This is a genomic window from Mesorhizobium sp. M6A.T.Cr.TU.014.01.1.1, from assembly GCF_004022765.1.
Taxonomy (GTDB): Bacteria; Pseudomonadota; Alphaproteobacteria; order Rhizobiales; family Rhizobiaceae; genus Mesorhizobium; species Mesorhizobium mediterraneum.
In genome coordinates, this window is sequence record NZ_RZPG01000038.1 from 23,580 (window position 1) to 37,024 (window position 13,445).

Genomic DNA, 13,445 nt, shown 5'->3' on the forward strand with positions numbered 1-13,445 from the left:
GATACCGGTGCGGCGGTGCACAATCTTGCGAAATGTCGGCGCGAAAGATCACTACAGTTCAGGACGGTCCGCCCAGGCGCGGCGGCGGCAATCCGTCGTCGAAGGGGAGCGAGCGCGCCTCCGAAGGCAGCATGATCGGGATGCCGTCACGCACCGGATAGGCAAGCCGCGCGAGCCTCGAGATGAGCTCGCCGCGCTCCGGATCCCAGGTAAGCGGGCCCTTGGTCAGCGGGCAGGCCAGCAACTCCAGCAGCTTGGGATCGACATTGGCCTTCTTTCCGTCACGCCCATCCACCATTCGGCCCGTCCTCTCACCAGCATTTAAGCTTCGCGCGGCTCTTCCTTCTCCCCTTGTGGGAGAAGGTGGCCGAGCGCAGCTCGGTCGGATGAGGGGTGTTCCAGCTTGGCACCGATAGCGCTCTGGCCAGCACCCCTCAACCGTCTTGGCGCTGCGCGCCAATCCACCTTCTCCCACAGGGGGAGAAGGAAGAGCCTCCTACTGCAGGCTCGACCCGAAATCCTCGTTTTCGCGCGCCAGCGCCATTTCGGTGATGGCGATCAGCGTTTCGGCGCGTGTCTTCAGGTCCGCCGCTTCGAGCAGCGCCTGTTTCTCGGCCGGCCCGTAGGGAGCCATCATCGACAGCGCATTGACCAGCATGGCATTTTCGGCGCGGCTGACGCTTTCCCAGTCGGCTTCGAGTTCGTTGGCCTGCAGATAGGCACGAAATGCCTTGAGCAACGCCGGCCGGTCGATCCCGGCCTCCGCCTGATCTTCATCGAGATCGGTGAGAAAGGGAGCAAACCGGCACTGGCGGAAGGGCGTCTTGACCGCGAGCTCCTGCACGATGCGGAACCGGCACACGCCTTGCAGCGAAATCAGGTAACGGCCGTCGCCACTCTCAGAAAGCGCAATGATGCGCCCGGCGCAGCCGACATTGCAGAGTTCAGGCTCGCCATCGGCGCGCCGCGCGCCGTCGAGGCTGGGCTGTATGATGCCGATCAGCCGCGATCCGGCGATCGCCTCATCCACCATCTCCAGATAGCGCGGCTCGAAGATGTTGAGCGGCATGCGGCCTCCCGGCAGCAGCAATGCGCCTTCAAGGGGGAAGATCGGTACCGTCGACGGCAAATCCGTATCGAGCCGGTAATGCGCGTTTCCCGCCTGCACTTCGGTCCTCCGCTCGCTTCGTCGAGAAGCGCATCAATCCGCCCGCCGATCGCAACCTGGCGTGTAAATCGTCAGGAAGCGAAAAACGGATCGGGTCTGGCCCCTAATCTGGCGCAGCCGCCGCCGACCGCAAGGCCGCCAGGCAAAAACAGCTTGATGCGCGCTCAGGAAAACAGCAGCGACGACAATTTGCGCCGTGCAGCCAGAGTTGCTTCGTCGGTCATCCCCCATGCCTCGAAGAATTGCAGCAATTGCGTCTTGGCGCCGTCGTCGTTCCACGAGCGGTCGGCCTTGACGATTGCCAGCAGATTGTCAGCCGCCGCCATGCGCTCGCCATTGGCGTTCTGGATCATGGCAAGATCGAACCGTGCCTGATGGTCCCCGGGGTTCTCGGCCAGCCGACGCTCGAATTCGGCCGGATTGCCAAGTGCTGCTGCCTGTGCGGCAAGCGCCATCTTGGCGCGCACCGCGGCCAGCGGCGGCGCATCCTTCTTTGCTTCCGGCGCCCGCGCCAGCACGGCTTCGGCGCCCTCGGCATCGCCGGCCTCGAACAGCAGATCGCCAAGCCCGGCAATGGCCTCGATCGTCTCCGGCGCCTGTTCCAGGACCGCGTCGTAGATGTCCGCCGCGGTCTGCACATCGCCGGCGTCGCGCGCCTCCGCGGCCGCGGCAAGCGCCTCGGCCACCTGCGGCGCACCATTGGTCTTGCCGCCGACCTTCTCGATAAACGCGGCGATCTGGCTCTCGGGGATGGCGCCCATGAAGCCGTCGACCGGCTGGCCGTCCTTAAAAGCGATGACCGCCGGGATCGACTGGATGCCGAGCTGTCCGGCGATCGAAGGATGGTCGTCGATATTCATCTTGACCAGCTTGACCTTGCCGCCAGCGGCCGTGACTGCCTTTTCCAGCAGCGGCGTCAGTTGCTTGCAGGGCCCGCACCAGGGCGCCCAGAAATCGACCAGCACCGGCTGACGGCGCGATTCCTGGATGACGTCGGCGGCAAAAGCGGCGGTCGTCGTGTCCTTGATGACGTCGACGGCGACGGGCGGCTCGCCAAGCGCGACTTTCGCGAGGGTGGCCTCGGTGCCGCCATACTGCACTGTGGTGGCATATTGCCCGCCATTGCTGCCAAACGGGCCGCCAAATTGATTGTTGTCGCTCATCTCGTCACCCTTTCGGTCGCGCCGCCGGCCCACCGGCCCGGCACAACGTCCATATCCTCACTCAGAAGTCGGTTTATCGTCATCCATGTGGCGATCATGCCGTGACTTTCAAGATAACAGCATCATGCCCGGTTGCCTCGACGAATTTGACGAGGTCGGCGGCAGCGATCGATGTCGTTGCCTCGTTGCTCAGCGGATGGGCGTTGATGATGGTATGGCCCATCAACTCCTGGTCGAGTACCACCTTCACTCTTCGCGCCGTGTCGTTGATCACGCCGAACACGGTGACCGCGCCCGGAACGACGCCGAGAAGCTCCATCAGCATCTCCGGCTTGCCGAAAGACACGCGCCCGGCAGCGCCGATCACATGGTGGATCTGCTTGAGGTCGACCACCGCCTCCTCGCCGACGCTGACCAGGAAGAAATTGTCTTTCTTGTCCTTGAGGAATAGGTTTTTGGTGTGCCCGCCAGCGATTTCTCCGCGCAACGCCTGCGAATCGGCGACCGTGAACAGCGGCGGATGACGTAGGGTCGAGACCTCGATCCCAAGATCGGCGAGAAAGGCAAAAAGCTCGGCTTCGGTTTTCGGCATGTTGTTTCTTGTCGGACTTGTTGTTGTCGCGGTTTAGATCACGCCGTTTACGGCCAATGACGCGGTCGAGACAAGACCGTCGCGCGGTGAGGCCGCCGATTCCGTTCCTGTCCTCGCTACGGAAGGCTTGTTTACGTCGCCGGCTGCGGACCAAAAAACCTGCGATTTCCCTGTTGCAATCGCCGCGCCCTTCAGCCATATAGGCGCGGCTTGCGGCCCAAAAAGCCGCGCGAGCGGGTGTAGCTCAGGGGTAGAGCACAACCTTGCCAAGGTTGGGGTCGAGCGTTCGAATCGCTTCACCCGCTCCAGTTTTCCCAAGGGAAATCAAGCAGTTAAGAAGCCGCCTAGTGCGGCTTTTTCTTTGTCGATAAAGGCCAGCTACCGCATAGCTACCAGCGTTCGGAAACCGCAAGCCACGCAAATCACTCCCTCTAAGCCTCGGCGCCAACTTCATTTGGTTTGGCTGGCGGGTGCGCCAACCCAACAGCATATTGCGAGAGGAACTATCGTGCAGGCTTCCCTAGATCTAACTGGCGCACGCCTTAAGGTCGCGCGGGCCAAAAAACACTTCGATGACCTGAGGCAAGCGGTCACGACCTACTTGGCCGAAGAACCATATCCGTACGCATGGGAGCCCGATTCGGAAATCGCCGGCTTTCGCGTCGTAGTCCGGGAAAAAACTCCCCCGCCGGCCGAACTGGCGCTGCTGGTTGGCGACACTATCCATAACGCGCGGGCCGCACTCGATCATCTCGCCGTCGCCATGGCGATCCGCAATGGAGCGAACGCAGTAGGGGTCAAGGAAACGTATTTTCCGATTACCGAATCTGATCAGCGTTTCAAAACGAGCGGCTTGGACAAAATAAAACATCTCTCCCCAGCCGACAGACAGCAGATCGCGGCGTCAAAGCCGTACCAGGGGGGAACGATTCGCTATGGCAGCTTCATAAACTCGACATTGCTGACAAACACGCCCTCATAGTCGCAGTCGCAGGGGCAGCAGTGAAGCCGCTGCACCACCTATCCGGTCATCTGCCTGAAGGGGGGACGTCCAGTTTTGTCGCTAAGCTCAATCCGGAGCGCTACCCTTTGCAAGATGGCCATATCCTCACATGGGTGAAAGAAATCAGCCATCCGGAACACCTGAGTTTTGAAGCCACCATCGACGTAGTGTTCGGCAAAGGGACCGTTGTGGAAGGAAAACCTATCGTCCCGACCCTCGATCAATTCATTGGCGCAGTGGAGCAGGTTCTCACTCGCTTCTAGCCAGGAGAGCCTCAAGGCTGCAAAGCGCCTCAAAGCAGCGTAATACCTCGCGGCAGTAGCCTGGCCTTGGAACGGGCATAGATAGCCGCCACCTCTGCCGCCGTCTTGGCGTTCGGGAAGACCATCATTTCGGCGTAGTCACCGCCGCCCGCGTAGGATGGCAGGGTGCCGCCAATACCGACCCGGTGGTTGGCGTCGACAATATCGAGCACCCCCGCCTTGGTGTAGCTCGCCCCGCCGCCCCAATCTACACGCCGCGACCCCGCCGCGTCATGCGTAATAGCAAGAAACAGCCAATCGCCAACGCTGCCGGCGGGGGGCGTTACAGCCTGCGGATCGGAGCCGAAATTGCCGCCTGCCGCCCGAGAGTAAGCCACATAGTCCGTAGCGCTGATCTGCACCATCCAAGCGGGATTTCTGGTGCCCCCCGGAGGCCACCAGCCTACAACCAGCGTCGTAGCGGCCAAGGCCTTGCGCTTGACCGCGAGGCAAACAGTCTGATTCCGCTTGATATCAAACGGCGTCTGATAGCCGTTGATCCGGTTCACCGTTGCATTCGCCAGTGTGAGGGAGCCGTCGTTCTGAGTCGGCGCCGGGGCGATACCTACGTTGAAGACCGTACCGGTTCCATCCCCGGTCACCGTCACGGCGCCGCCTGCGGTAGCGTCGGCCGAGCCAGGGTTGGTTTCGGTAAAGCCGTTCACCGCACCGCCCGACAGAGAGGCCGTCAAGGCTTGCGGGACACTCTGACCCGTGCCAGTTCTTGCCAAAACGGGCGGGGCTGTATGGCCGCTGCCGCCGGCCGTCAGAAGAGTCGAAAGCCTGGGTGTCATCAACTGCCCGGACAGCATGTCCGCCATGGTCGGGTTGTCATTGCCGAAAAGCCAATGCCCGTCCGCGTCCGCCTCGGCGATGCCTTCAAACATCGGCTGTAGCGTGACGGGATCGACCGAGTAGCCGGTGCCGGTCACGTCGAAGGGCAGAACAAGGCACGGCCAAAGTGGGTTTGCCATAGGTATTTTCCTTAAAGGTTCGAGACCATGAACGGCCTGATTTCAGAGCAGCCGAGGTTGTTTGGATGGGTGAGATCACCGGCGAGGCGGTCGCTGCTGTTCACCATCGACGCCTTGCCGTTGGCATAGGTAAGGTTCGGATCGCCCGAGGCCGTTACGATGGCCTGCATAACGTCGCGATAATCTTGCAACGGGAAGGAATGCGCCGTCTCATGCGCGGGGCAGTAGAAGGCGCTGCAGAACAGCAACGACGCAGTCGGGAGCTTGCTGCGGAAGCCGGCAAGATACCCCTCGACAGAGGTCTTGAACGCCACGGTAGGCACGCGATTGCTGATGCAATCGTTGATGCCGATGGAATAGACCGACTTCACGTCCGCGATGCCGGTATCAATGATGGCTTGCGCGACGACCGCGCCCTGGCCGGCGGCGGCGGTATTGCTGCCGTTCCCGGTGTTGAGAAGCTGGCGGCCGAGATCGACCGCCGTTCCATACGCCCACGACGTCAGTATCGAGCTTGCCGAATATCCGTGAGTCGTGCTGTCCCCATGCACATTAAGCAGCTTGGCGGGCCGAGCATCGGGGATAGCGATTGGCGCGTTTGCCGAAAACCGAGTCTGGCGCAACTCCATTCCGGCGCCGTAAGGCCAGAGGATTTCGACCTTTTTGAAAGCGGTTGATCCGAGGTCGAACGTGTAAGATTGCGCCCCCGGCGTACCGGGCGCGAAGCTGCTGGAAAACGAGGCGACCGGTGCGTCATCGACCAAGATCCACCCGATAGTATTATACGTTTCGACACGAGTGACGCGGTTGTTCCAATAGACGTCGATCTGCATGTATTGCGCCGTCGTCAAATAGCCCTCGCGGGCGCCAGGCGCGCAATGCTGATAGTTGTTCCCGTCCGTGACCGGGCGAATGAAGCGCAACGTTTGCGCCGATTTCTCGGCTATCGCCGCGTAGTCAGAAACACGACCGCGAGCGTCATTCGGGAAGAGCCCTTGATACTGCACTTCCGCTACGGATATGGCGCCGGTCACTTTTGGCGGGACAGAGGTTGTGTCGAGCCATACGAGGACGCCACCGTTTCGGCCGGCAATGATCGGCTTCCGGGTGTCGGCGCCCGTATAGTTGCGCATCCCTACACCTGGGATTGCGACGGCCCGATCAATGGCCTTTCGGATGCTGATATCTTCCGGGTCGATTTCTATGCTTTCGCTGGCAAGGGGCAGAACCGCCTTGCCATCTGATAGGCGAATGCCAAGGAACACGCCGCCGTTTCTGCCGGCGATCACTGGCTGCACCGCGCCTTGTTGCTGTATCCTTTGGAGTGAATTGGCGCGGTTGAACTGGCTTTGTATGGCCGGCTTGACCTTCCCTTGCTCCACATAGCCGGGACCAATGGCACCGCTCGAAATGGCGCCCTGGGTTGCCGGCTTCATGATGCGTTGCGTCTGACCAGGGACGATTGATGGGGCGCCGGAATTGTTGAGGTACAGTTGGTATTCCGTGCCGTCCGCAGAGGCCGCCCAATAGGTTTCGCCGCTGGTCGGCAGGAAATCCACGCTAAGCGCGACGGCGCCCCCTGTGAGCCCTACGGAGGCAGCAAAGGACGGCGTCGGCGCGGTCGGCGCGGCGCCGATATACCGGCCTCGGCCGGTGATCCGAACAGCGGTGACGACGCCGCCCGCAACATCGAACACGCCGGTAGGGTTAACCGCGAAGTTTCCGCCGGTCCACGCGAGCGCGAGGTCGGTTCCGGTGGTCCCACCTGCCCCGGGAGTGATCGTGCCGACCGTGTTGCTGATGCCTCGCGGAACGTTGGTAGCTGCGGCGTGTATGAAGTAGCCGACAGCACTCGCGGACAGGGCGGCGGCGTCCCGGTAGCCGGCGGTCGCAACGGCGTCCGCAGCGGTCAAAATAGCTTTGTTGGTAGCGATGTCCGCCTTCTCTACAGCGACGTCGCGAGCGCCTATTGCCTCATTCGTGGCGGCTTCCGCAATTTCGTTCACATAGAAATTAAGCCACTGAAGCTCGGTGCCAACAAAGCCATTGTCGACAGCAATTTGGTACGCGCTTTTCCCTTGCGGACCTGGCGCACCGGGGTCGCCATCTTCGCCTTTAGTGCCACGGTCGTCGGTCGCCTCCGCGATGTCCGTAACGAGGCCGAGAGGGCCAAGATAGCCACCGAGGTCCGGCTTGATGCCTTCGCCGCCTGTCCAGTCGACAACGCGCCTCACGCGCCGTTCACCGTCCGCAATAAGCGCTGTCACCATCGACCAGCCGTGGGCGCCGCGAAGGCCAGACGCGAGCGTTGGATCGACCTCTACGCCGCCGTCACCGTTTTCGTAAATTGCGTTAGGCATTTTTCGGTGCGCTCCTCTTTCGAAGTGCACCATGCGTCGGTAGCTCGGCCCATCGCTTCGCGATTGTGGGCCAGGTGAACCTTAACTGGCTCTCATCATCGCCCCGGCTCGTCGTCGCGCGTCTTGGTGCGCTCTTTCGAAGTCACAAAGTTTTCGATTGTCTCGGCCCGATAGAGAATCCGGCCTTGCTTCTTGACGTAGCCGGGGCCGGTTCCGAGCACCCGCCAGCGGGCAAGAGTGGGCTTGCTGACGTGCAGAACGCTTGCGACGTCATCGGCGGTTAGAAGCACCTCGCCGGTGGCCGCAAAGGCCACCGCGCTAAAGTCGTTCGCTCGCTCGGCCGCGTGTGACAACGCTTCCGCCTTCTCGGCAACATTCGAAATGGCGCGTTCGGCAATCGCAATCGCCCGGCGCGCTCCAGTGACAGCGATTCGAAGGTCGCGGATAGGATCAACACCGGACATTTCGCGTGCCCCCGCTCACGCCGCAGTTTCTAGGAGAAGGCGACAATCCCAGGCCGAGACGCAATCCATTTCGCTATCAGAGGTGACGCCAGACAGGATACAGCCGTAGCGGTCATAGGCGCCGACGCCATCCGCGAAAAACCACGCGGACCTCCCCACGGCGTCTGTGTGCTCGCCATCCTCTTCGTCGCGAAACGGCCGCAGCGGGCCAACAGTCACGCCGCCGCGCGTGCGATATGTGCCGCCAGTCATGATGCCAACCAATTCGCGGTCTTGACCGGCTTTAGCGAGTTTGGCGACGGCCAAGATCAACTTGCTGAATTCGGGCAGTTCTGTAGTTTGTAGAGGTGCCATTATCGAAGGTCCTTCTTCGGTTTCGGTTAGAGCCGGCGAGTGGGGAAACACTCTCCGGCTCACGCAACCTGCAACTAACTCTGTAGATATTGCAACAGAAATCGCACGCTGTGGCGCGGTGTATTAAACGATATCAGTCATATTTTTTCATGTTGTTTGCGTTACGCAAACGGAGTGGAAATTTCACCGAACACAGTTTGCGATATGCAAACGAAGACTTAGAATCAGCTGCGGCGAATGATCAGTGCAGATGCGTGCTCGTCGTACTCTGTATGCGCGGCTCGTCGCCCGATAGATGAATCGTGCCGGACAGCCAGAGCCTACCGGAAGCGTGCGGGTCTGCCGTGCGCACCGCCGTGATGCATAGCCGCCGCTTCATCGCCCAGGACTCGCGCACTATGGCGGCAACATCAGCGGGCAGTTGCCTGGCGAACAGATGGCCTAGGCATTTCTGTCCCGTATCGGAAAATGCCTCAAAGTCGACACCAGTGGCCATCACTTCGCCGCCTTGGCTGACAATGAGGGGAACCAGCGGAACGAGTATGTCGATGATGGCCAGCGTGCGCATGCACTGTAGATCGTTGCCAAAAATCAGGGATGCGTCGCCGCCGTCCGCTTCCATTTACATCAATCCGACAGACTGGATTGCAGATTAGCTGCATGCGTGGCTTGCGCCGCAGCCAAGGCGCGCGTGACCATGCCTTGCGCCTCGGCCGGCGTCATGCCTTGCACGTTGATGGTGATGCCGCCGACATTAAGCTGTGCATTCACCGCTTGCGGCTGGTGAACTATGATAGGCTCGGCGATGTCCACCCGTTGCGTGGTGACCGTCCCGGCCTCGACCTTGTCCGTCTTTTCGGTCGCCTTTCCGAGATCCCCTATCGGCTTCATGAGGTCGCGCCAGGCCGCCGTAAACCCGGCGGTCACGTCTTCCATGGGCTTGACGCTCGGGGTGAATGCCGGCGGCGCTGGCGGGCGCTGTTCCGCTGGCGGCTTCACCATCCCGCCAACCCTGGCGCCGGCATCGCCCGCCGCCGCGTTCGGCGCCACCGTGGTGAGGTCAAACCCGAGGGTTGACTTGATGCTTTCGGGAAGCCAGCCAATGAGGTCGGCAACGGCGCCTTTCAGCCACGACACCACCTCGCCCCATTTCGATTTCAGGCCTTGCCAGATGGAGTCCACCATTGCGGCGCCGACATCATAGAGCTTGCCGGGAATCGACTGGATATAGGCCACGGCGGACGAAAACAGGCCGGTGACATAATTCCAGAAGTCGCCGAAGAACTTCGCGATGGAATCCCAATTCGAATAGATCAGGTATGCGGCGCCAGCGATGGCCGCCACGGCGGCAAGGAACCATCCGACCGGGGTCGCCATGATGGTGATGCCAAGGGTCACAAAGGCGGCACCAACGGCCGTTAGAGCGGTGATGAGCGGTGCCGCCGTCCATGTGCCGAGCACGATGAGCGTCGCTTGCATCGGCCCGCCGAGGAAGTCCACAACGGGCTTGATGGCGGCAAGAAAGGCGGTGAACTTTTCAGCGATGCCGGCGATTTCCTGCCGGATATCCGACGCCGGATTCATGAGGTCACGAAGCACGCCCGCAAAGGTCTTGACCCAATCCGAGATAGTGGACCGAACCAAGGTTGCGTTCGCGTCAAACCACTTCGTGGTCGTTTCGATCAATTCGTTCATGGCCGGCAAAAGCTGGACGCCGAGAAACAGCTTTAGGCCATCCAAGCGAAGCCACAGACTGTCGAGATTATCGCCAAACTTATCCGCCGCCTTGGTTGCGCCGTCGCTCAAGATGATCCCGAGCCTGCGGGCCTCTTCGCGCATGTCTGCGAGCCCGTCCGCGCCATCCGAAAGCATCTTGACCATATCCACGCCGGACTTGCCGAAGAGCTTGAACGCGAGTTCGTTGCGGCGAAGCGGATCTTTGACACGGGCGAGCGCGGACAACGTGTCGTTAAGAATTTCCTCGGTCGAACGAAGCTGTTTGTTCGGCCCCTTGAGGACAACCCCGAGCGCCTTGAAGTCCTTCGCAAGCGCCTTGTTCCCGCGAGACGCGGCAGACGCGTTGATCCCGAGCTTTTGAATTCCCTTGGTCAGGGACTCCGATTCTATGCCACTCATTTTGGCGGCGAAGCGGTATTCCTGTAGCGCCTCGACGCCGACCCCGAGCTTGAACGCGGCTTCGCCGATCTCGCTGCCGAGGTCCGACGCGCTCTTCGCCAACGCGAAGGCACCTGCAACGGCGCCGGCACCGCCAAGGCCGAGGAGTCCAACGAAGGATGACAGCCGGGCGGTCGTTCGGGCCAGGCCATCGCCAAGGCCGCCTATGGCCCGCCCGAGGCGCCCCACGGATGCCCCGATGCGGTCGAAGCCCAAACGGGAGCTAAGGGCGACGAGGCGCGCCTGTAGCCGCTTAATCGGCCCGGAGATCCGGTCGATTAGCGATAGCCTTACGGCGGCTTCTGCTACTGGCTTCCCGGTCACGACGCGCCTCGATTCTCAGGCGTCAATTGTAGTCGAGCCGCCTTTGAAACCCGCCGGAAGTATGCCGCAATCTGATCTGGTAGCGTTGCTCCTTCGGACCATCAAGACGTCAAAACCAAGGGTTTGCGCGAGGGCGACCAGGCATCCGAGAGTTGGGTCGCGCTGGCCACCTCGCCAAGCCAGGAAGGTGTTTGCGGACACGCCGCTTAGAACCTCCATATCTACGAGGAGCAATTTTTGGTCCCGGCGTTCCCGCTCAAGCGCGGCCATGGCACCATGCCGGTCATTCAGATTGAATTCGTCCGGCCGTCTGGGATCTGCCGACAGGCGCATCAGCGTATGATCTCCTTAAAGGAAAAAGAGGTGGTGGGCGTATGTCGCACCCACCACCCAAGAGACGACCAGACGAGGACTAGGCGCCGGTCGTCGTGCCGCTGCAGCGGCATTTCGTATCACTTGCCAAGCGGCCGCATCGCGGCCTTCCATAGGCCCCGGCGATATGCCGCCTCCTTTTCGGCAACGACCTTTCGGCTCGCTGCGGCTGTCAGCGCCTTGGCTTTTCCGCCGCGCATCAACGCGACTTTCATCGCGGAAAAGCTCATTGGCTTCGCATCCGTCTCGACTGGATTGGTCATCTGGTTTCCCTTCTCAGCGACGCAGTGCGTCGCGCCAATGTGCGGCGTCGGCCGCGCGCTTCTGTTCGATGGCGTCACCATCAATCGGGTTTTGGAGATACGCTGTAGGCACCCTCGACATGAACGGCACCGGCTTCTCTCGACGCGCTAAGGCCGAGGGCCGCCGCTTCTGTTGAGCGGGCGCCGTGTTGGTCGGCTTCTCACTGCGCATCAACGCCGATGTCAGTGCAGCCAAAATCGGATTGAGAGCCATCACAGATCCTCCGCAAGAATGAATTCCATGTTTGCATCGGCGCGCCGTGCGACCGAGATTCCGGCTTCTTCGGCCAGTCGGCAGAGCTTTTCCTCGTCGCGCTCGGCTTCGCGGATTTCAGCGTCGATGCGAGCAAGTTCCTTGGCCCGTTCGTCCGCGCTGTAGGCACGGCCGCGCCCGGCAACTTCCTTGTTTGCGGCTGCTGTAAGGGCCTCGGTGATCTCTTCGCGAAAGCCAAGAACAATCATCATGCCGAGAGGCTTGGCCGCGAAGGCTTCCGCAAGACGCGCATCGGTAACGAATCCACTGTCGGGTGGTGTGATGAGCGCGTCAGGATGAAAAAATATGCGCGTCTCCGCTTCTGCAGCGGCCAAGGTCTCTTTGATCCGCGTTTGAACCTCGGCCGGCGATATCGGGGCGGCCTTGATCTCGCGACGCTTCTCATACAACGCCATGATCTCGACGCGCGGACCCTCAATTGCGTCGGAAATCTCCCGTGCCGCACTGCGCTGGCGCTCGAAGATGCCGGCGAGTTTGTCGATGATCTTTGCCATCAGTATTGATCCTTCATATCGGCAGGAAGTTCGATGCCGCTTGCTCTCGCGAATTCGATGGCGCGGGTTTTTATTCGCCCGGCGTGCTGCGTGGTTTCATGCTGACGCTCGACGGCGGCCTCGGCCTCGGCCAGGACTTCACGGGCCTTGCGATATTCGGCGGGCCACGTCCCCTTCGGTTCGCGGTCCCAATTTTTCGTTTCAAAGTTGCCGGCTTCGAGTTGCGGATTGATCCGTGCTTCGACAGCGCGAACGGCTGACTTGGCGTTGCGAAAATTTTCGGTCGCCTGGCGCGATGCTGCGTACGCGGCATTGGCTTCGGCAACAATCTTGCGCAGGCGGCCCATTGAAATTGATGTCGTCACGGTGCGCTCCTCTTTCGAAGAGCACCATGCGTCGGTAGCTCGGCCCATCGCTTCGCGATTGTGGGCCACCGGCTCGAAAGGTTAGTGGCAACTTGGCATGCGCGACACGTTCAAGTCGCTGAAATCCTTGATCGACAAGCGCCTGACGATATTCACTGCGAATAGAATAGGTATGCTTTCCTAGATTTCTGTCGCTAGCGAAAAGGTGCGATGCAGCGCTCCCCTCACCCTGGCACCGGCGCCGAAGTACCTTTTGTTTTTCATAACCGCTTGAAATCATTGAAGATCGCGGCGAATTGTATTTTCGCTCGGTATCTCGTCGCAAAGATCGATGATGCGTGCCACTGAAAGCCAGGGCTCAAAACGAGGCCGCCCCGTTAGCTTGTCATCATATTTGCTGCGGTGTTTCAGATAGTGATCGGCGTCAGCGAGGAACAAACGAACAAAGCCCCGGACTGTTCTGGTCTTCGCGGCGTAGTGCGGAGAGATTTTCAGGTAGCGCAGCCGAAGGCCGCGTTCACGTTGCTTCGTTGCTCCGCGCTCGGGTATGGCCTCAAGCTTCGATAGCTGGTTAGCGGCTACCTCCAAAGCGCGGCCGGCATCGGTGCCGGTGTAATGTTCCGCCACCTTGCGCATGACGGCTAGCGCCTCCTCGACACCGTTGCGATTGAGCGGAGGCGGAACAGGGTCGCCATAGGCAGGACGGTTCGTGCGATTAAGCATAGTTGCAGCCCCACCGCATTCTCTCGGAACGCCGGG

The 13,445-nt window shown here is 61.0% G+C and carries 17 protein-coding genes and 1 tRNA gene; 3 read left to right on the plus strand and 15 right to left on the minus strand.

Going from position 1 to position 13,445, the window contains the following annotated elements; translation table 11 throughout:
- Positions 1–58: 58 nt before the first annotated feature.
- From EN885_RS30215 to EN885_RS30230, 4 genes are all read right to left on the minus strand, one after another.
- Entirely contained in the window at positions 59–298 is a 240-nt protein-coding gene (locus tag EN885_RS30215; protein WP_095484822.1) for a Trm112 family protein, read from the minus strand.
- Positions 299–496: 198 nt separating this feature from the next.
- Positions 497–1,168, minus strand: coding sequence for an LON peptidase substrate-binding domain-containing protein (locus tag EN885_RS30220; protein ID WP_095484821.1), 672 nt, complete (start codon positions 1,166–1,168; stop codon positions 497–499).
- 164 nt (positions 1,169–1,332) lie between these two features.
- Positions 1,333–2,331 (minus strand): thioredoxin, encoded by a 999-nt coding sequence (trxA, locus tag EN885_RS30225; protein WP_128243423.1) that lies wholly within the window; start codon positions 2,329–2,331, stop codon positions 1,333–1,335.
- Positions 2,332–2,425: 94 nt separating this feature from the next.
- Positions 2,426–2,923 (minus strand): prolyl-tRNA synthetase associated domain-containing protein, encoded by a 498-nt coding sequence (locus EN885_RS30230; RefSeq protein ID WP_095484820.1) that lies wholly within the window; start codon positions 2,921–2,923, stop codon positions 2,426–2,428.
- 233 nt (positions 2,924–3,156) lie between these two features.
- Between EN885_RS30230 and EN885_RS30235 the strand changes: the two genes are divergently transcribed.
- From EN885_RS30235 to EN885_RS30245, 3 genes are all read left to right on the plus strand, one after another.
- Positions 3,157–3,231, plus strand: a tRNA-Gly gene (locus EN885_RS30235).
- Between the two features lie 200 nt (positions 3,232–3,431).
- Positions 3,432–3,905: a hypothetical protein gene (locus tag EN885_RS30240; RefSeq protein WP_128243424.1), complete on the plus strand. Its 474-nt coding sequence runs from the start codon at positions 3,432–3,434 to the stop codon at positions 3,903–3,905.
- A gap of 20 nt (positions 3,906–3,925) precedes the next feature.
- On the plus strand, positions 3,926–4,189 hold the full coding sequence (locus tag EN885_RS30245) for a hypothetical protein (protein ID WP_128243425.1): 264 nt from the start codon (positions 3,926–3,928) through the stop codon (positions 4,187–4,189).
- Between the two features lie 29 nt (positions 4,190–4,218).
- On the opposite strand, the gene EN885_RS30250 is transcribed toward EN885_RS30245, so the two are convergent.
- The 11 genes from EN885_RS30250 to EN885_RS30300 form a co-directional block, all read right to left on the minus strand.
- The gene (locus EN885_RS30250) at positions 4,219–5,202 is read right to left on the minus strand and encodes a hypothetical protein (RefSeq protein WP_128335244.1); all 984 of its coding nucleotides are present in this window, start codon (positions 5,200–5,202) and stop codon (positions 4,219–4,221) included.
- 11 nt (positions 5,203–5,213) lie between these two features.
- On the minus strand, positions 5,214–7,562 hold the full coding sequence (locus tag EN885_RS30255; RefSeq protein ID WP_128244224.1) for a hypothetical protein: 2,349 nt from the start codon (positions 7,560–7,562) through the stop codon (positions 5,214–5,216).
- A 95-nt stretch (positions 7,563–7,657) separates the two neighbouring features.
- Positions 7,658–8,026, minus strand: coding sequence for a helix-turn-helix domain-containing protein (locus EN885_RS33915; RefSeq protein ID WP_206616862.1), 369 nt, complete (start codon positions 8,024–8,026; stop codon positions 7,658–7,660).
- 15 nt (positions 8,027–8,041) lie between these two features.
- Positions 8,042–8,332, minus strand: a complete 291-nt coding sequence (locus EN885_RS30265; protein WP_128244223.1) for a hypothetical protein — start codon at positions 8,330–8,332, stop codon at positions 8,042–8,044.
- 289 nt (positions 8,333–8,621) lie between these two features.
- On the minus strand, positions 8,622–9,002 hold the full coding sequence (locus tag EN885_RS30270; RefSeq protein ID WP_128244222.1) for a hypothetical protein: 381 nt from the start codon (positions 9,000–9,002) through the stop codon (positions 8,622–8,624).
- A gap of 5 nt (positions 9,003–9,007) precedes the next feature.
- Entirely contained in the window at positions 9,008–10,879 is a 1,872-nt protein-coding gene (locus EN885_RS30275) for a hypothetical protein (RefSeq protein WP_128244221.1), read from the minus strand.
- Positions 10,880–11,331: 452 nt separating this feature from the next.
- Entirely contained in the window at positions 11,332–11,514 is a 183-nt protein-coding gene (locus EN885_RS30280) for a hypothetical protein (RefSeq protein WP_128244220.1), read from the minus strand.
- A 13-nt stretch (positions 11,515–11,527) separates the two neighbouring features.
- A complete protein-coding gene (locus EN885_RS30285; protein ID WP_128244219.1) occupies positions 11,528–11,767 on the minus strand; it encodes a hypothetical protein in 240 nt (79 codons plus the stop codon).
- Positions 11,767–12,321 carry a hypothetical protein gene (locus EN885_RS30290; protein WP_128244218.1) on the minus strand — a complete coding sequence of 185 codons (555 nt, stop codon included), beginning with the start codon at positions 12,319–12,321 and terminating at the stop codon, positions 11,767–11,769. The genes EN885_RS30285 and EN885_RS30290 overlap by 1 nt, the downstream gene beginning before the upstream one ends.
- A complete protein-coding gene (locus tag EN885_RS30295; RefSeq protein ID WP_128244217.1) occupies positions 12,321–12,686 on the minus strand; it encodes a hypothetical protein in 366 nt (121 codons plus the stop codon). The genes EN885_RS30290 and EN885_RS30295 overlap by 1 nt, the downstream gene beginning before the upstream one ends.
- A 276-nt stretch (positions 12,687–12,962) precedes the next feature.
- A complete protein-coding gene (locus EN885_RS30300; RefSeq protein ID WP_128244216.1) occupies positions 12,963–13,409 on the minus strand; it encodes a hypothetical protein in 447 nt (148 codons plus the stop codon).
- Between the last annotated feature and the right edge of the window lie 36 nt (positions 13,410–13,445).